The sequence below is a fragment of the Prevotella sp. HCN-7019 genome, from assembly GCF_037890215.1.
GTDB lineage: Bacteria > Bacteroidota > Bacteroidia > Bacteroidales > Bacteroidaceae > Prevotella.
The window spans coordinates 236,054-254,507 of the sequence record NZ_JBBKBO010000002.1; the positions used below are offsets into that span (position 1 = coordinate 236,054).

Annotated in this window: 14 protein-coding genes; 4 read left to right on the plus strand and 10 right to left on the minus strand. The window is 50.1% G+C overall.

What is annotated here, in order from left to right:
- Nucleotides 1-11: 11 nt before the first annotated feature.
- The 6 genes from WKT13_RS04005 to WKT13_RS04030 all read right to left on the minus strand — a co-directional run bounded on the left by WKT13_RS04005 (nt 12) and on the right by WKT13_RS04030 (nt 7,640).
- A complete protein-coding gene (locus WKT13_RS04005; RefSeq protein WP_340322929.1) occupies nt 12-836 on the minus strand; it encodes a hypothetical protein in 825 nt (274 codons plus the stop codon).
- Nucleotides 837-867: 31 nt separating this feature from the next.
- Nucleotides 868-1,686 (minus strand): ABC transporter ATP-binding protein, encoded by an 819-nt coding sequence (locus tag WKT13_RS04010; RefSeq protein ID WP_340322930.1) that lies wholly within the window; start codon nt 1,684-1,686, stop codon nt 868-870.
- 56 nt (nt 1,687-1,742) lie between these two features.
- A complete protein-coding gene (locus WKT13_RS04015; RefSeq protein ID WP_340322931.1) occupies nt 1,743-2,237 on the minus strand; it encodes a DUF3836 domain-containing protein in 495 nt (164 codons plus the stop codon).
- An 863-nt stretch (nt 2,238-3,100) separates the two neighbouring features.
- Entirely contained in the window at nt 3,101-4,477 is a 1,377-nt protein-coding gene (locus tag WKT13_RS04020; RefSeq protein ID WP_340323110.1) for an MATE family efflux transporter, read from the minus strand.
- Nucleotides 4,478-5,442: 965 nt separating this feature from the next.
- Nucleotides 5,443-6,093, minus strand: a complete 651-nt coding sequence (locus WKT13_RS04025) for an FKBP-type peptidyl-prolyl cis-trans isomerase (RefSeq protein WP_340322932.1) — start codon at nt 6,091-6,093, stop codon at nt 5,443-5,445.
- A gap of 5 nt (nt 6,094-6,098) precedes the next feature.
- Nucleotides 6,099-7,640: a glycine--tRNA ligase gene (locus WKT13_RS04030; RefSeq protein ID WP_340322933.1), complete on the minus strand. Its 1,542-nt coding sequence runs from the start codon at nt 7,638-7,640 to the stop codon at nt 6,099-6,101.
- An 822-nt stretch (nt 7,641-8,462) separates the two neighbouring features.
- Here WKT13_RS04030 and WKT13_RS04035 point away from each other — a divergent pair.
- The 4 genes from WKT13_RS04035 (at nt 8,463) to WKT13_RS04050 (ending at nt 13,486) form a co-directional block, all read left to right on the plus strand.
- Nucleotides 8,463-11,207 carry a DNA gyrase/topoisomerase IV subunit A gene (locus WKT13_RS04035; RefSeq protein WP_340322934.1) on the plus strand — a complete coding sequence of 915 codons (2,745 nt, stop codon included), beginning with the start codon at nt 8,463-8,465 and terminating at the stop codon, nt 11,205-11,207.
- Complete coding sequence (locus tag WKT13_RS04040; protein ID WP_340322935.1) at nt 11,194-12,009, plus strand: DUF3316 domain-containing protein; 816 nt, start codon at nt 11,194-11,196, stop codon at nt 12,007-12,009. Before WKT13_RS04035 ends, WKT13_RS04040 begins: the two co-directional genes overlap by 14 nt.
- Nucleotides 12,006-13,043: a S41 family peptidase gene (locus tag WKT13_RS04045; RefSeq protein ID WP_340322936.1), complete on the plus strand. Its 1,038-nt coding sequence runs from the start codon at nt 12,006-12,008 to the stop codon at nt 13,041-13,043. The genes WKT13_RS04040 and WKT13_RS04045 overlap by 4 nt, the downstream gene beginning before the upstream one ends.
- Nucleotides 13,044-13,111: 68 nt before the next feature.
- A complete protein-coding gene (locus tag WKT13_RS04050) occupies nt 13,112-13,486 on the plus strand; it encodes a RidA family protein (protein ID WP_298618812.1) in 375 nt (124 codons plus the stop codon).
- A gap of 1,045 nt (nt 13,487-14,531) precedes the next feature.
- Here WKT13_RS04050 and WKT13_RS04055 read toward each other — a convergent pair.
- The 4 genes from WKT13_RS04055 to WKT13_RS04070 all read right to left on the minus strand — a co-directional run bounded on the left by WKT13_RS04055 (nt 14,532) and on the right by WKT13_RS04070 (nt 18,134).
- Nucleotides 14,532-15,725 carry a carbohydrate-binding domain-containing protein gene (locus WKT13_RS04055; protein ID WP_340322937.1) on the minus strand — a complete coding sequence of 398 codons (1,194 nt, stop codon included), beginning with the start codon at nt 15,723-15,725 and terminating at the stop codon, nt 14,532-14,534.
- A 3-nt stretch (nt 15,726-15,728) separates the two neighbouring features.
- Nucleotides 15,729-16,511, minus strand: coding sequence for a DUF2490 domain-containing protein (locus WKT13_RS04060; RefSeq protein WP_340322938.1), 783 nt, complete (start codon nt 16,509-16,511; stop codon nt 15,729-15,731).
- The gene (locus WKT13_RS04065) at nt 16,490-17,179 is read right to left on the minus strand and encodes a DUF4956 domain-containing protein (RefSeq protein ID WP_340322939.1); all 690 of its coding nucleotides are present in this window, start codon (nt 17,177-17,179) and stop codon (nt 16,490-16,492) included. The genes WKT13_RS04060 and WKT13_RS04065 overlap by 22 nt, the downstream gene beginning before the upstream one ends.
- Before the next feature lie 139 nt (nt 17,180-17,318).
- The gene (locus tag WKT13_RS04070; RefSeq protein WP_340322940.1) at nt 17,319-18,134 is read right to left on the minus strand and encodes a polyphosphate polymerase domain-containing protein; all 816 of its coding nucleotides are present in this window, start codon (nt 18,132-18,134) and stop codon (nt 17,319-17,321) included.
- Between the last annotated feature and the right edge of the window lie 320 nt (nt 18,135-18,454).

Below are 18,454 nucleotides of genomic sequence, written 5' to 3' on the forward strand. Positions count from 1 at the left end.
CGACGTGCGGATCAGATGTTTATCCATTTGTTGTTTATCACATTGGTGCGCTTGAAGAGCCTGTACGACGCCCAGTAATTCAATGCAATGAGTGCCAGTTCCATAGCAATGATGGTACATCTGTCTATTATTGTGAGCGAAACGTCGATATCATAGTTATCTATTCCATGTCCTGCGACAGCAAGGCATATCTGAATGGCCATAAGCACAAGCGATGTGAGGATGAACGGATGGCGACGGAAGAATGCACTGCCAAGGATATAGAAGCTGTGGGTCCACATAATTGTGAGCATCAGAATGATGCCGGCCATAATGCGCGAAGGCGACATATAACTTATGAATTTCATCAGATTGCCGCCTCCGAACACCGAGTCGTCACACCACATACTTATGAAACTGGTGGTGGCGTCCCACCCCATGAGCATATTGAACAGCACTCTGAAATAGTCGGCCGCAAAAAACGACACTATCAGCACAACAGGCCAGCCTATCGTAACGTAAGTCCAGCGCGAGAAATATTTCTCCAGATTCGACGCAGGATGCATCAGAAACGAGATTGCCTGCTTCTTGTGACGTGTGTTGGCAAACATGGTGCTCGCTCCGAAATAAAGACATGTGAATCCCACCATGAAGCCAGACACGCTAAGGGCCATTGCAATTGCGAGGTCATTCTCACTTCCGTTTCCGGTTGAGAAAGTAGCCATACTGAGCACGAACTCTTCGCACAGGAAGAACGCGATGGTCATAATAATACCCATGCGCAGCAGATTGCCTTTTGTATTTTCAAACGTCCATAAGAGCATCTTATGGAAACGGTTCCATTCAAACGATTTCATGATCATTTTCTCCTTTCTTTTTCTTGTCGGTTCATTTAATCATTCCCTTTGTCACGGCATTGAAGAGCAGCTCCAGATTCACCGGCGTCTCCTCATGACGGCCGCGGCGTGCCATGACGGCGTTGCCCTGGATGGAGAACTCTGAATAGATGACGTCGTCGGTTGGTTCGCCCGGACGGCGTGTTTCGAAGACGTACTTGTCGCACACATCGCCCACGGACGAGTCGAGAGCCACTCCGTTCTCGTCGAATATCACGATGTGGTCGAGCAGCGATTCGACGTCGTGCACCTGGTGGGTGGATATTATCAGCGTGCGGTCTTCGGTCATATTGTTGGCCACCACCTTGCGGAACTGGCTCTTCGAAGGTATGTCCAGTCCGTTTGTAGGCTCGTCCATGAGCAGCAGGCGTGTGCCGGCGGCAAGGGCGAAACTCATGTATGCCTTCTTCTTCTGGCCCATGGAGAGGGCGTTGAGCTTGAGCGACAGAGGCATCTCAAACTCTTTCAGACAGTTGAGAAGCACCTCGCGGCTGAACCGCGGATAGAAAGGCTCGTTTATGCGGACATATTCCTCGAGCGTGGTGCGCGGCAGATCGAACTCCTCTGGCACGAGGAATATCTCCTGAAGCATTTCTGCCGTGCGGCGGCGGGCGTCGGTTCCGTCCACCATCACCGCCCCGCGCGACGGCTGGAGAAGACCGCTTATGAGATAGAGCATCGTGCTCTTGCCCATTCCGTTCTTGCCAAGCAGACCGTAGATGCGGTTTTCCTCGAATTTCAGACTGAAGTCTTCGAATACGTTTCTCTTTGTTCCCGGATAACTGAATGTTATGTTGTTTACTGTTATCATGATTTTATCTGTTTTATGTTCTGTGTTTATGTTTCCTTAATAAATGAATTTCCGTGTCACTTTGCCAAAGTGTTCTGGGCGATGAGATAATCGGTATGCGGCTGCATGATGAGCATGTTGTCGGCCAGTTCGTAGCTGTTTGCCTCGTCACACCATCTGTATGTGGTGACGGCGGTCACGTTTCCGAGCACCATGCGGTATTCTGTCTTTTCCTCAGCCATGGCGTAAGCCGAATTGGCGGCGTCCCATCTCTGGAGCTCGAGAGTATATCCGTCGGCCTCATACATGTAATTCAGTCTGTATGAAGGCTGCCACTGCTGTGCCTCAGCGTTCCACCTCAGGGCCTCCTTAGACACCAGACGGCTGTCTGAGTCATAAAGGAAGCGGTACTGAAGTTTCTGGGAGAGATATTTTTCTGAATTGTCATACACGTTGATTGATGCCACCTTGCCGTTCTGCATTTCGGCATTATAGAGATAACGGCTACTTTCTGAGCCGAGCGAATTAAGATACATTGCCATTACGGTTGCTGCTGTGATGATTGCGTCCATAGTCGTATAGTTTTTAATTTGTTGTTTATTCTTTTGTTATTTAGTTACTGTTTTAGTGTTCTACTTTAATAGTACACTGCAAAAGTATGGTATTTTATAATACGACGCAAGCTTTTCGGCGATTTTTTTATGAAAAAATTGGGAAAAGGTATGTATTTAACGTTTGTTTACTAAAAAGCGCGTTATACAGCCATGAAATAGCCATTGTTTGGGCGTAAAATGCAGTTTGACGTGCCATACTGCGGAAGACGGAAGCCGGAAAGCCGGCGGGCGGTAAGACACTGTGCGCAGAGCGGGATGACATGCGGACATACCTTGCGGCACAGAGCCGACGCATAAAAAAACAAAAAACGGAAGCCTCGGATGTTAAATCTTCGTCGTGAAAATCCCGAAAAATCCGCGTAGAACCGTACAGGGAGTGGTTTTGCGCGAAATTTTGCAAAAACAGAGAGTTCGGATAAATCGCTGACGGACAGGCCTTTACATTTTATCGTGATTTGATATGTCCCGCACCGGTTTGCGAAAGAGCCTGTTTCAGGCCACGATATGCACCGTTTCAAGGCACGATATGCATCATTTCAGGCCCTGATACAGCCTATATCACACCATGAAACAGTCTGTTTCGCAACGCAGTAAAGGCTGTTTCAGAAACCGGAAGACGTGCGGACGCTCTGCGGTCAAGACGAAACGGGCTTTCAGGGAAACAAATATGAAGCGGCGTCGCTCTGGATTTAGAAAAATGGAATGTTAAATCCGAAATTGGAATTGCAAACGGATGTTAAAGAAAATTTGCAAAAACGTGCGCGACACGGGTGGAAGAAACAGTGGCGGACATGCGGACAAGAAGGTGCGTCACACCACGGTCAGAGATTGTGATGAAGCCAACGGCCGCGGAAAAGACGCACAAGGAACAGTATGCCGCGGAACGTAAGCTCGAGTGCCATGGCCGTCCACACACCCCGAAGACCGTATGTCGGAGCAAGCAAGGCCGCAAGCGACAGACGCACGCACCACATGCTGAACAGATTGATGAGCGCAGGTTTCAGTGTGTCGCCGGCTCCCACACATACGCAATAGACCACGATGGAGGCAGCGAACATAGGTTCGGCGAATGCCTCGATGCGCAGACTCTGTGTGCCGAGGATGCGTATTTCCTCGACAGGAGTGAGAATACCCATCATCTCGGGTGCGAAAATAAACATCACCGCACCCATGACGGCCATGACGGCCATACCGAGACCGACGGTCATGTGGGCGAAACTACGGCACAGGTCGAGCCGCTGCGCACCCTTGGTCTGCCCGACCAGCGTCGTGGCAGCATCGCCGATACCGTAGCCCGGCATGTAACACAGGCTCTCGACGGTTATGGCGAAAGTGTTGGCTGCAATGGCGAAATTGCCCAGCGGAGCCACGATCATGGTGCTCACTATCTGTGCACCGCTCATGAGAACCGACTGCAGGGCAATGGGTGTGCCTATCTTCAGGGCGTTGCGCACATAAGACAATATCCAGCGGAAACGCTCACGGTCGAGTCTCAGAGCCAGCATCTTGCTGCGGACAATGGCAAAATAGGCCTGCAACGATGCGGCCACGGTCACAGCGAGAGCCGTACCTACAGCTGCACCGACCACGCCCAGTCCCATGACAAATATAAATATGTAGTTGAAAACAACGTCGAGCACACACATCAGCACACTCACTATGCTCGGGATACGCATGTTGCCGGAACACTTGAGCATTGCACCGCAAAGATTGGAAAGCTGGAACGCCGGCACGGCGAGCGAGAAAATGAGGAAATAAAGTGAGGCATCGTGGGCTATGTCGTCGCCTCCGCCGAGCCAGTAAGGCAGCTGACGGTGAACGGCTACGGCCGAGAGCAACACAAGAAAACTTATGATAGCGGTGCAGATGAGTCCGTGGCGGAACACCTGACGGGCCTTGGCGAAGTCGTTGGAACCTATGAAGTGGGCAGCCTGGACCGAAAATCCGAGCGACGCGGCGTTGGTGATGCTGCCCAACAGCCACGTGGTGCTCTCCACAAGACCAATGGAAGCCGAAGCCTCAGCGCCTATATGCCCCACCATCGAAGCGTCGATGAAGAACATGAGCACCGACGTCACCTGTGCGAGAATAGACGGAATACTCAGTCCTACAATAAGACTGAGTTTCTCGCTTGTGCTCACCGGCCGCCCTTCGCGTATGCCGGCGAGAAGCTCGTCACTGTTTTTCAATGAAAATATACGTCCCAAACTGTCTGCAAAGTTACTTCAAAAATTCCGGTAAAACGAAAATTGCCGCCACATTATAAAAACATGGCGACAACAAAAAGAGGGATAAAAAAAAGATGAAGTCATGCACATGACCTCATCTCCCTCAAGTTTTCTAACTTCTATTTCTTTATAATTAAACTTATTTCTTATTTTCTATGCTTTCCCCTGATGCGTCGGAGGTTTTCTGTCTTTTTCTCCTCACCTCCATACCTATTGCAGCTAACGCTGCAAATAGGGTCATCTCACATGCATCAAAATCCTTCTACCATCTTTCTACACTTTCAAACTTTTACCTATTGAAATTCCTGAACAACCTTTCTTTATTAACCATTACAACTAATACCCAAATCTGTTATCCTTCAATCTTTACCTTGCCAATACCTTTTCTTCTATGTTATCCCTCAATCTTATACCTGCTAATACCTTTTCTTTCTGTGTTATCCTCAATCTAATACCTTTCGTTGTTATCCTCAATCTTGTACCTTAGACTAATACTTTTCCTAACTTAGCTAACCTTTTCTATATTATCCTTTTCAATCTTTACCTTGGTCCTCCCGAACCTCTCTTTCTTTTCACTACCTATGAAGATCTTATCTCTCTCAAATTCATCTTCTGTAATGTTCTTCCATTGTTACCTCGCGGTAGATTTCTTTTGACACTGCAAAATTACAAACGAATACAATTTTCTGCAACAGTTTTGTAGTATATGTTCTCAAAAAACGCCTTATTTTTGACTTAAATCAATTATTGTGTGCGCACACAGCGCATTTTTCGACTAAAATACTCATTACTGTGTGCGCACACAATACGTTTTTTCAACAGAAATATCAGTTGCTGTGTGCGCGCACAACGCACTTTTTCAATAAAAAAGGCGGACTTTTACGAGTCCGCCTGTATTCTTTCTGAGGCTGTATGAAAACAGCCGTTAAACAATGTCATTCCTCTATCCATCCCGTAGCCGGGCGTGCTTTGGAATCCGGTACCTCAACACCGGCCCTGTAATAGCTCACGAGCGTCACGTCGAACACCAGTGTGGAATAAGCCGGAATAGAACCGCTTGCGCTCGATCCGTAACCAAGCTGGTATGGGATGTACACTTTCCAGTGGTCGCCTATGTGCATATACTGCAGCGCGGTGGTGAATCCGTCAATCATGCCGGACACAGCAAACTTTGCCGGTAAGGCCGTGGCAGGATTGAACTCACCCGTGAACGACTTGTCGAAAACGTATCCGTCGGGATATGAAGTTGACGGAAGCAGGCGTCCTTCGTAGTGTACCTTCACAGAGTCTGTGTAAAGCGGACAACCAGAACCCGTGCCGTTCTCAAGCACATTCACCACGATGTAATCGTAAGGATCCTTGGCTGTAGACTCCTCCAACGACCACTGGCGTATCACCTTCCAGCTCTTGTCACCCATGTCGGCACTCGACTTGGCCATGGCGTACAGGTTATTGAAGTACTGCTCGTTGGTTTTCTTCCAGTTGGGGAATTCCTCCTCTTCATTGTCGCTCTCACTGCACGACGACAGCAGGCCCACAGGAGCGAGCAGTGCCAGCAGATATAATATAATAAGGTGTATCTTCATATTTATTATTGCAGTTTTTTCAGCAAGCTGTGTATGCTCACCTTGTCTTCTATGATGTTACGCAGTTCGTCTATGCTGACGCGCTCCTGCTCCATGGTGTCGCGGAAACGCAGAGTGACGGTGTTGTCCTTGAGCGAATCGTAGTCCACAGTCACGCAGTAAGGCGTACCGATGGCATCCTGGCGACGATAGCGTTTGCCCACGGTGTCCTTCTCGTCGTACTGGCAGTTGAAGTGGAACTTCAGGTCGTCGATGATCTTGCGTGCCATCTCGGGCAGTCCGTCTTTCTTCACGAGTGGCATGACGCAGAGCTTCACAGGAGCCAGTGCTGCCGGCAGACGGAGCACGGTGCGTGTCTCGCCGTTCTCGAGTTTCTCCTCGCAGAACGAGTGGCACATAACCGAAAGGAACATACGGTCGACACCGATTGAAGTCTCGATGACATACGGAGTGTAGCTTTCGTTGGTCTGCGGATCGAAATATTTGATAGAGCGGCCCGAGAATTTCTCATGCTGCGAGAGGTCGAAGTCGGTGCGGCTGTGTATGCCTTCCACCTCCTTGAAGCCAAACGGCATGTGGAATTCGATGTCGGTTGCTGCGTTGGCATAGTGAGCCAGCTTCTCATGATCGTGGAAACGATAGTTCTCAGCACCGAAGCCCAATGCCTGATGCCACTTCATACGTGTCTGCTTCCAGTTGTTGAACCAGTCGAGCTCGGTGCCCGGCTTAACGAAGAACTGCATCTCCATCTGTTCAAACTCGCGCATACGGAAGATGAACTGACGGGCAACAATCTCGTTGCGGAAAGCCTTACCTATCTGCGCTATACCGAAAGGCACCTTCATGCGGCCTGTCTTCTGTACGTTCAGATAGTTTACGAATATTCCCTGTGCAGTCTCCGGGCGCAGATATATCTTGCTTGCAGAATCGGCAGTAGATCCCATCTCGGTTGAGAACATGAGGTTGAACTGACGCACGTCGGTCCAGTTCTTTGTTCCGCTTATCGGATCTACGATGCCTTCGTCGAGTATTATCTGCTTCAGTTCCTCAAGGTTCATGGCGTTCATAGCCACGCTGTAGCGCTCGTGCAGTTCGTCGCGCTTCTTCTGATTCTCCAATACACGCGGATTGGTCTCGCGGAATTTGGCCTCATCGAACGCCTCGCCGAAGCGTTTGCGTGCCTTCTCCACTTCCTTGTTTATCTTCTCCTCATATTTTGCTATCTGATCCTCGATGAGCACGTCGGCACGATAGCGTTTCTTAGAATCGCGGTTGTCGATGAGCGGATCGTTGAAAGCGTCGACATGTCCCGATGCTTTCCATATTGTGGGGTGCATGAATATGGCTGAGTCAATGCCCACGATGTTCTCGTGCAGAAGCACCATGCTCTTCCACCAGTATTCCTTGATATTGTTTTTCAGTTCTACACCATTCTGTCCATAGTCATAGACGGCGGCCAGACCGTCGTAGATGTCGCTGCTCGGGAACACAAAGCCGTATTCCTTGCAGTGTGATACGATTTTCTTAAAAACGTCTTCCTGTGCCATTGTATAAATATTAGCTGATATTTTAATTCACAAAATGCCGCCCAAGACAAGCAGAATGTTATCCCTGCGCACATTTTTTGTGTGCAAAGATAAGACAATTTGGGCAAAGCGCAAAACATTTTCACACACATTATAATTACGGGCGCGACATGCAGTGAGCAGCTCCATACCAAGCCGACACCGCCGTCACCGACAATCGTACTGACAAGAATGCATAAATATGCAGAAATCCGAGAGCAATGAATATTTATGCAACGTCAACTTCACGAGAATCGCGTAGCGGTGACGAAGTGTGCGTCCGGTCGCAAATACGCGAATTCTGAGCACTTACGGTAAATAATTGTAGCACAACAGGTTATGCTTTTTCGTCATACAAAGCCGAATTTAATGCGCCGCGATAGAGCCTTTTTCAGGGTGCGATATGGTGTTTTTCATGCCCTAAAATCCACCATATCATGCTCTGATAGAACCCATTCCGCATGCTGATATGGTGCATTCCGCAAAGCGGACACGTCGGAGACAGAGGAACATAAAGGGGTAAACGCCATGCGACGAAAAACGGATACAGACGAAAATGCCTATTTTAGACGTTCCTGATTTTCTATTTTGAGATTTTATTTTGTCAAAATTTTTTACTTCAAAACTTGTATATTTATACATTTTCCGATACATCGCGAGCCACACGTCAGACATCTCTGACAGTTGATCCGGACGCCATCGCAGACTTAGCAACGCCCTATGCATGCGGCTTTTGGGGCAAATCTTTTATAAATAGGAAAAAAATCAGTAACTTTGAAGCAAAATTTGTGACGATAGGAAAATATGAGCGACGAAATAAAGGACAACGAGACTTTTGATGACGAGATGAACAGTGAAAGCGTGAACAGCGAAGACACCACGCCGGAGGTGCACTCCGACTACAAGCCGGTGAACCGTTTTGACGCTTCGGCCGTGCATCATCTGAGCGGAATGTATCAGACGTGGTTTCTCGACTACGCCTCATACGTCATACTCGAACGTGCCGTGCCACACATAGAGGACGGACTGAAACCCGTGCAGCGACGCATTCTGCACTCGATGAAGCGCATGGACGACGGACGCTACAACAAGGTGGCGAACATCGTGGGACACACCATGCAGTTCCATCCCCACGGCGACGCATCCATAGGCGACGCTCTCGTGCAGATGGGACAGAAGGATCTGCTCATCGACTGTCAGGGAAACTGGGGCAACATACTGACGGGCGACCGCGCCGCAGCGCCCCGTTACATCGAGGCACGACTGTCGAAATTCGCGCTCGACGTGGTATTCAATCCAAAGACTACCAACTGGCAGCTGAGCTACGACGGCCGCAACCGCGAGCCCATCACGCTGCCGGCCAAGTTCCCGTTGCTGCTGGCGCAGGGTGCGGAAGGCATCGCCGTGGGTCTGAGCTCTAAGATTCTGCCACACAACCTGGTGGAGATATGCGACGCCGCCATAAGCTATCTGCGCGGCGAGGAGTTCACGCTCTATCCCGACTTCCCCACCGGCGGCTCGATAGACGTGAGCAAGTATAACGACGGACAGCGCGGCGGACAGCTCAAGGTGCGCGCCAAGATCGAGAAGATAGACAACAAGACCATCGTCATAAAGGAGATACCGTACAGCAAGACCACCACGACGCTCATCGACTCCATACTCAAAGCCATAGACAAGGGCAAAATAAAGGCACGCAAGGTGGACGACAACACGGCCGCCGACGTGGAGATACAGGTGCATCTTACGCCGGGCATATCGTCCGACAAGACCATCGACGCCCTGTACGCCTTCTCCGACTGCGAGATAAATCTGTCGCCCAACTGCTGCGTGATAGAGAACAACAAGCCGTGCTTCCTCACCGTGAGCGACGTGCTGCGCCACTCGGTTGACAGCACCATGGGCCTGTTGCGCAAGGAGCTCGAGATAAAACGCGGCGAGCTTTTCGAACAGTTGTTCTTCGCATCGCTCGAACGCATATTCATCGAGGAGCGCATCTACAAGGACAAAGGTTTCGAGAACGCGCCCGACATGGACGCCGCCGTGACTCATGTGGACAAACGTCTGGAACCGTACAAGAAAGATCTGGTGCGCGAAGTGACGCGCGACGATATACTGCGGCTCATGGAAATAAAGATGCAACGCATCCTGAAGTTCAACAAAGACAAGGCCGACGAACTGATAGTAAAGATAAAGGAAGAGATAAAGGACATCGACCACGACCTCGCCCACATGACCGACGTCACCATACGCTGGTTCAGCTTCATCAAGGAAAAGTACGGCAAGGACCATCCGCGTCGCACCGAGATACGCAGCTTCGACACCATCGAGGCGGCAAAAGTGGTGGAGGCGAACGAGAAACTCTACATCAACAGGCAGGAGGGATTCATCGGCACCGCTCTGAAGAAGGACGAGTTCGTGTGCAACTGTTCCGACATCGACGACATAATCGTTTTCTACAAGGACGGAAAATACAAGATCATACGTGTGGCAGACAAGATATTCGTAGGCAAGAACGTGATGCACGTGCAGGTGTTCAAGCGCAACGACCGCCGCACCACATACAACGCTGTTTACCGCGACGGCCGTAACGGTCCGTCATACATCAAGCGTTTCAACGTGACGGCCATGACACGCGACCGCGAATATGACCTCACACAGGGCACACCGGGTTCGCGCGTGCTCTACTTCACGGCCAATCCGAACGGAGAAGCGGAAGTGATAAAGGTGACGCTCGAAGTGACCTCGAAGATGAAAAAGATATTCCTGGAGAAGGACTTCTCCGACATCGGCATCAAGTCGCGCACGGCCAAGGGCAATATCCTCACAAAACACACTGTGAACAGGATAAGCCTGAAGAGCCACGGACGCTCTACGCTCGGAGGAAGGAAAGTATGGTTCGACACCGACGTGAACAGACTGAACTACGACGGCCGCGGCCGCCTGCTCGGAGAGTTCAATGACGGCGACTCCATACTGGTGGTGCTCGACAACAACGAGTTCTATATCTCCAACTTCGATGCCAACAACCACTACGAGGACAACATCCGCACAATCGAGAAATGGGATCCGAACAAAGTGTGGACAGCCGTGGTCTACGACGCCGACAACGACAACTATCCTTACATCAAACGCTTCAACATGGAGGCGACAAAGCGTCACCAGAACTTCCTGGGCGACAACCCGCACAGCCGTCTCGTGCTGCTCACCGACACGCCTTATCCACGCATCCGTGTGACATTCAAGCCTGCGGAGAGCCGCGACGGCAACGCCCTGCAGCGTCCGCCTATGGAAATTGACATGGAACAGTTTGTAGGAGTGAAGGGATTCAAGGCCAAGGGCAAGCGTATAAGCACATGGGACGTCGAGAACATTGAAGAACTGGAACCTCTGAGAATGCCCGAGCCCGAACCGGAAGACGGTACGGAAGATGCTGACAATGCCGGCGAAGAACCCGAAAACCTCGATCCGGACGCAGGCAAGAGCCAGCAGCAGGTGATAGACGAGATGACAGGCCAACTTAATCTGTTCGGCAATGACGACGTGTAGAACCTTTCTCGCAGCCACGGCAATGCTCGCCGCCACCGCGTCATGGGCTCAGAGCGACACCATAACGTCGGACAAGGTGATAACAAACGCCAAGATGATAGGCGTAGGAGCAACAAACATTCTCGACACTTACCTGTCGCCGGAGAAATACAGAGGCACGGAGCTGCGCTACATATCGCACACCACGCGCGACTCCGAGAGCAGCTGCTGGTCGCGACAGATAGTGCATCAGGGCGACATAGCCTACACAGACAACCGTTCGGGCAACGGAACGGAGATAGCGGGAGCATACAACTTCCAGTACGCATGGCTCTACAACTGGCATTTTCTTGACCGCAGTCTGAACGTAAAGGCGGGTGCAGCCATCGACGCCACCATCGGTTTCATATACAATACACGCAACGGCAACAATCCGGCACAGGCAAGGGCCATGCTCAACATCACACCGACGGCCAGTGCCGACTACCGTTTCAACATCGCCGGAAGGCCTTTCGCCGCACGCTACGAGCTGGGAGTGCCGCTCTGCGGACTGATGTTCAGCCCCAACTACGGGCAGTCCTACTACGAGATTTTCTCACGCGGCAACTACGACCACAACGTCGTGCCGACGACATTCGTCTGCTCTCCATCACTCAGACAGATGCTTTCGCTCGACTTCAGCATAGGCCGCACTACCCTGCGCGTGGGTTATCTCTGCGACATACAGCAGGCACGGGTGAACAATCTGAAGTCGCACATCTACACGCACGCCTTTGTGATAGGATTTGTCAAACGCTTCAAACTCATAAAGATACATCCATGAAACGACTGACTGGCTTTTTTCTCTGCATCACGGCAATCGTGCTGTGTCTCACTTCCTGCGTTGACGAGGAGGAGTATGCCGACAATCCGCGCGGCAACTTCGAGGCTCTGTGGCGCATAATGGACGAGCACTACTGCTTCTTCGACGTGAAAGGCAAGGAGTACGGGCTCGACTGGGACGAGGTTTACAGCCGTTACTCTGTGCAGATGAGCGACAATCTGTCGGAGGACCAGCTGTTTGAGATTCTCGGCAACATGCTCGGCGAGCTGCGCGACGGACACGTGAACATGTACTCGGCGTGGGATGTGGCACGCAACTGGTCGTGGAAGGAGGACTATCCGTCCAACTACAGCGACACACTCATCAACAAATATCTGGGCACCGACTACCGCATCGCTTCGGGAATGGAATACCGCGTGCTCGACGACAACATAGGATACATCCGCTGCGAGTCGTTCTCCACAGCGGCGGGCGACGGCAATCTGGACGAGATAATGCTGTTTCTCGCGCCGTGCAACGGCCTCATCATCGACCTGCGCAACAACAGCGGCGGTCTGCTGACAGCTTCGGAAAAGCTCGCGGCACGCTTCACCAACGAGGAGATATGCGTGGGCTACATGCAGCACAAGACCGGACCGGGCCACAACGAATTCTCCAAGATGGAGGAACAGCGCCTGAAACCGAGCAAGGGACTGCGCTGGCAGAAGCACACGGTGGTGCTTACCAACAGAGCGGTATTCAGTGCCGCCAACGAGTTCGTGAAGTACATGAAGTGCTGTCCGGGCGTAACCGTCGTGGGTGACAAGACCGGCGGCGGAGCAGGAATGCCCTACTCGAGCGAGCTCCCGATAGGATGGAGCGTGAGATTCTCGGCATGTCCCATGTACGACACAGAGAAACAGAGCACCGAATTCGGCATTGAGCCCGACTACAAAGTGTCGCTCGACCAAGCTGATGTGCTGCGTGGAAAGGACACCATAATAGAATATGCGCGCCGGCTTCTCAACAGCGGTACAACGACGGACAGCCAATAACCCGGCCGTAAACATACAACCGCGATAAAACAGACATACATTCACATAACAATAAAACATCAATCAACATGAAAGCAATCAACACAGAAAAGGCTCCGAAAGCCATCGGACCGTACAGCCAGGCCATCGAGGCAGGCGGAATGATATTCGCTTCAGGTCAGCTTCCCATCGATCCGGCAACGGGAGAGTTCGCCGAGGGCGGCATAAAGGAGCAGACCAGACAGTCGCTCACAAACGCAAAGCATATTCTGGAAGAGGCAGGAACAGACCTGGCACACGTAGTGAAGACCACAGTTTTCCTCTCCGACATGGACAACTTCGCCGCTATGAACGAAGTGTATGCCGAATTTTTCAGCATGCCTTTCCCTGCACGCTCAGCCGTTGCAGTGAAAACGCTGCCGAAAAACGCACTCGTAGAGGTGGAGTGCATCGCAGTGAAATAAACTGACAGACGCAATAGAAGCCGGAACAAACATCTGTTCCGGCTTTTTTCGTTTCTTCCGCCGGCAGCCAAAAGGAGTTTTTCCGTCTCAGTATAAATTCTGTGGGGAGAGTCTTTTTATCCGTAAATCACCACTGAAGACCGCAAACAGACCTGACAGTGCGTTACGGCACATATCGCAACAACGCAGACATCACATGATGGGAAATACGTACCGGCGCAACCGTCTGACCATCACCACATGACAGGTGCTGCCTACCGATGATTCTCATAACACGCAATACAGGCATTTTTTAAGAAAACCCGAGCGACGGACTTACAGTTTTTCTTGACTTTTTTTTGACAAATTTTTTTCGCAAAAGAGATGTAAAGGAATGTTAAATTCAGCATAAGAAAGTCCGGTTCAGACCGTATGGCCTTGTGTTATACCCGGTAGCGGAATGTCAGATATTCCGTTCAGCGTTCCGGTTAAGCCCGTTTTAGGGTCTGGTTATGCCTGTTTCAGGGCCTGATATGCACCATAACACACCCTGAAACGGCCTGTATCGCGTGCCAATATGGTGCTTTTTGTATGACGGAAGAATCATCTCCAAATGTAAACCGTTGATGTCCAGTATTTTGCGTAAGGCTCTTATTTTCCGAGAATTTGCGTCCGACGGAGAGCTGACACGCAAATACGCGCTCGTTTTTCGGGGTAGAACAGAAAACTCAGACGGAAAAACCGAAACATGCTTACAATCTGAAAGAGTGCTTGCCGGGTTCATCCGGACAGAAGCAGACAACACTTATAAAGGACTGAAGACTATGGCTCGCGCATTATATCAATACACACTGATTTTCTACCGGCAGCTTTCCGCACAGCATTGCACACAAGGCAGCATCATGAAAACCACTATTCCGCATGTTCATAAACGCTTAGCCGACAACTCACACAATGCGCTCCGACAAACAGAAAAGCCTTTTCCGGCACACGGAAAAACAAAAAGGACTGACCGCAAAGATAAGCAGTCAGTCCGTGTTACCCTAAAAACGCTGATTGACTCACGTCAATATGTTATTTCAAACAGATTCTTTTTATTATTCAGGAAGGTGTAACCTTCGGTGAAAGTGAACCCTTCGGCAGCGTCGATGGCATCTGCCGACTTGCTGTAAGAGTATATCTTGCCGCCGGAGAAGGCTATCGTGCCGTCGGCCTTTATGCCTTTAGGCGAGGCCTTGTCTTTCTTTCCGGTAGTCACTATGTTGAGTTCGCCACCCGTCACGCTTATGTTCTCGTCGCAGTTGATGCCTTTGCCGCCCTCACCGGTGCTCTTCAGATTGACAGTTCCGGCCGTCATAGTGAAGGTAGAGTCACACTTTATGCCTGCGCAGCTGCTCGTGTCGTTATATTCAATGAACGGACCTCCGGCAGTGATGACCGTTGTACGGCCGCCCGAAATGGTGACATCAAACTCGGAGTTGATGCCTTTGCCGGCATCAGCAGCAATGTCTATGTTGAGAACACCGCCTCTTATGTCCACTCCGTCGTTGGCTTTCACACCGTTGCTCACGTTGCTCTTCACGTTGATTACGTTTCCGGGACGGAACACAATGTAGTCGTCGCTTGCGATACCATTCTTGCAGTTGGCCTCGATATCAAGTCTTCCGGCGCCATTGAATATTATCTGTCCCTCGCTGAATATGGTTCCCTTCATGTCCTCGCCGGGCTCCTCGACATAGCGTGTGCCGTCAGCCAGTTTGTTGACAGAACCGGGAGTCAGTTCCACATACATCGACTTGCCGCACTGGTTGTTGATGGCCGGTCCGTCAGGATTTGTGAGCGTGAGATTGTCCAGACCTATCTTCAGTTTCGATTCACTGTATACCTTGAACGAACCGTTGCTGCTTGAACCGCTGAGAATGTACTCTACATTGCGTGCTGTGGAGTTCACCGTCACATGAGCACCGTCCACCGACACCTTGATAGTGCCTCCGTCGCCATCGACAGTGGCCGTATTGCCGTCGTATTTCACCTCTACTGTGTAGAAAACAGTCATATTCTCCACGTAATCATCGTCGTCAAAATCGAACGACTCGTCCGGTTCCTTCAACGAAGTATAGTCGAACTCTATGCTCTTCGGCACATACTCAGGGTCTTTGCCGCCATTTATGATATCACTGAAATCGGTGTCATCGTTCTCGCAGGCCGTGAACATGGCAAGCGAAAACATTATTGTCAATATACCATATATCTTTTTCATACACTATAAATTTATCTTATAACTCAATCCAAGCACATGTTCATTGGGATCGTCATCATCTATGTCGTTGTTGACATCCTGATAAAGATAATACATACCCACGCTGTGCTGCTTAGTGATTTTCCAGTCAGCACCTACGATATAGCGCGCTTTCTCCAACGCCCATGAGTTGTAAATCTCGGCACTGACGTAGGGTTCTATCTTGCACTTCGGTATGTCGTACTCCACCTTGAGGCGCGAACGCAGCACGTTATGGCCTTTGCTTCTCACGTCATCGTCCTCCCACCATGAGTTGTCGAAGTCGTAACGCTCCGTGGTTTTTTCCGGACGGTAGGTGTACTGCCATCTTTCGCGCAGCGCAAACTTGAACCTTCCCAGCTTGGCACTTCCTGTAAGCGACACGTTAAAGCGGTGGCGCACACCCCAGTACGACGGTCTCCAGTTGTTGTATGTGCCGTCCTCGTGATAAGTTATCTTCTCATCGTTGTTGTCATAAAGCAATGTGTATCCGGCCGAAAGCTTCAATCCTTTCACGATCTTGTAGCTTCCGTCCACTCCGAAACTCCATCTGTCGGACGTTCTGGAGTTGTTGCGCGTTCTGAACTCGCCTTCCACTCCCACACTCCACTTCTTGCCGAAGTCCTTCTCCGCACTCACCGAAGTCCAGACTCCGAAATCGCTCTCCTGTGCCTTTACGCCATCAGGCGCCATGGCAAGCACTGCGAGCAGCGCCACAAACAGTCTTGCGCGCATGTCCTGCTTCTTTATTGCTTTTCTCCTGTCCATTCTTCTCTTGACAATTTAAGTTCGTTGTTTATAGTACTGTTATCTTCATACTTCCCGGATTCATAATAAATCTTCACTATGGCCATGTCGCGCAGGAAGTCTATCGCCCCCACCTCGGCCTTCGTTATGTTGAGTCCAGTGCGTTGTTTCAGGTCTATCAGCATCTCGTCATAACGTTCAGGCGTTATCAGTGCGATGCGGTCATACTGTATAAGCTTTGTCGATACATGCTTGAGCAGAACATAACTCTCGAAGAACCACGCTGCCAGAACAAATATAGCGTTCGTGGTTATGAGTTCTATATAACTTATCGTCGTCGCCAGCGCGTTTATCACAGACATTGCTATGATGCTGAACAGATAAGTCATTTCCCTCACCGGCATCGACTCGGTACGGTAACGGATAATTCCGAAGATGGCAAACAGTCCGAGCGCAAAGCCGACCTTCAGTTTCACTCCGCCCAAGAGATAAATCATGAAGAAGATGCTGATGCTTATAAGCATGAAAGTGAAATAATAGTCGCGCCTCTGGCTTTTCGGATAATACAGGCAATGAATCATGATCCATACCATCGCCGTGTTGAAAGAAAACCTCAGCAGCATTGTCAGAAAGTCATAGCCCTCAACAAAAGGCACGCCAAGCAAGTCTAATTCGTCTAATTCGTTCATTTGAATAAAGATTGGTTTTAGGTTTTTGGTTTGTACTGTTGTGTGATAATATTTTCCGTCATGGCTTCACACGTTCCTTGCCTGACATGTCGGCATCGTCGCCGGCCCGCATGAAAATAACGACAGATGGTTAATAAATTCAGTTTTGTCTCAATTTTTCCATCATACGCAGACGTTGCAGAAAACGGTTGTTTTTCAGTCCGCTGTTGGTTTTCACCATACCCATGCAGTACTTGCTGAACCCCATCGGCATGATGCGCAGCTGGCGCAACATCTCAAGCACGGGCGAGAAGGCGAGTCCGTCGCGCTTCAGCTCTATGATGACGATGTCGTCGAAAGCCGCGTCCTGATTGGTCACCAGGTTGTGGAATCTAAGATTTAAGTCTATTGTCAGCCGCTCGGTCTTCTGCCTGTTGACAAGCGTTATACGGTCGAAGCGGTTCTCTATCTGTTCTTTCAGTGTATTGATGTCATACTTCAGATGACTCGTCACAAACTCACTGCATGAGGCAGGGCGTCCGTTGCGGTTGTCGTCGAATATGACGTCATACTGAGGTTCGGCCGGACTGAAATTGTCTATTGCCACCCGCTGCTTGCTCGTACGGCCGTGATTGTTCTTCGTCTTCACCTCGAGAAAGTTCAGACTCGAATCCACATACGACCTTATGCGCAGCTTCTGGCGGTTCAGCCTGCCGTTGTGGTGCACCATGAACATGTCGCACTCCTCCGTGTCGAAATACACAGTGTAGTACGAAGCCATGCGTCTGCCGTCTATTTCCTGTATCAGATAATTGTCCTGAGCCATGACAAGGAGCCTGGCCAGCATCTTTTTCGTCGTCACAAACTTGACGTCCGTCCTGTTCATCAGGCGTATGCTGCTCATTTCGTCAAGGGTAATAGGTTCAAATGAATTTAGCAGTTCGGTCACGGTAACACTTTTGTAATTATTTTGCAAATATAATGTAATATTCCTTACGGAGCAAATAAAAGCTTTGCTTATTGATTTTTTGAACAGCAATTTTCCAATCGGGACATGAACACTACGTGGCTTGCATGAGACTACACTGACCATAAACAGATGCATCCGCACGTCATCTGCCGCACCGCTCACACATATACGGCAGCACAACACAAGAAAAGAGACATACAAAGAACAATTAAAAAAATTCTTATTTCATTCGTGTTTGACACAAAAAAAATGTAACTTTGCACCGATTATGCTTCACGCACAATCATTGCGGCCGACACAAACCACCTCAGAGGTGCGGCATGTGC

Bases quoted from the DNA above. Each gene is read 5' to 3' on its own strand.
- WKT13_RS04015 (WP_340322931.1), bottom strand. From the start codon at position 2,237: ATGGACGCAATCATCACAGCAGCAACCGTAATGGCAATGTATCTTAAT.
- WKT13_RS04010 (WP_340322930.1), bottom strand. From the start codon at position 1,686: ATGATAACAGTAAACAACATAACATTCAGTTATCCGGGAACAAAGAGA.
- WKT13_RS04005 (WP_340322929.1), bottom strand. From the start codon at position 836: ATGAAATCGTTTGAATGGAACCGTTTCCATAAGATGCTCTTATGGACG.
- WKT13_RS04035 (WP_340322934.1), top strand. From the start codon at position 8,463: ATGAGCGACGAAATAAAGGACAACGAGACTTTTGATGACGAGATGAAC.
- WKT13_RS04040 (WP_340322935.1), top strand. From the start codon at position 11,194: ATGACGACGTGTAGAACCTTTCTCGCAGCCACGGCAATGCTCGCCGCC.
- WKT13_RS04055 (WP_340322937.1), bottom strand. From the start codon at position 15,725: ATGAAAAAGATATATGGTATATTGACAATAATGTTTTCGCTTGCCATG.
- WKT13_RS04025 (WP_340322932.1), bottom strand. From the start codon at position 6,093: ATGAAGATACACCTTATTATATTATATCTGCTGGCACTGCTCGCTCCT.
- WKT13_RS04050 (WP_298618812.1), top strand. From the start codon at position 13,112: ATGAAAGCAATCAACACAGAAAAGGCTCCGAAAGCCATCGGACCGTAC.
- WKT13_RS04030 (WP_340322933.1), bottom strand. From the start codon at position 7,640: ATGGCACAGGAAGACGTTTTTAAGAAAATCGTATCACACTGCAAGGAA.
- WKT13_RS04045 (WP_340322936.1), top strand. From the start codon at position 12,006: ATGAAACGACTGACTGGCTTTTTTCTCTGCATCACGGCAATCGTGCTG.
- WKT13_RS04065 (WP_340322939.1), bottom strand. From the start codon at position 17,179: ATGAACGAATTAGACGAATTAGACTTGCTTGGCGTGCCTTTTGTTGAG.
- WKT13_RS04060 (WP_340322938.1), bottom strand. From the start codon at position 16,511: ATGGACAGGAGAAAAGCAATAAAGAAGCAGGACATGCGCGCAAGACTG.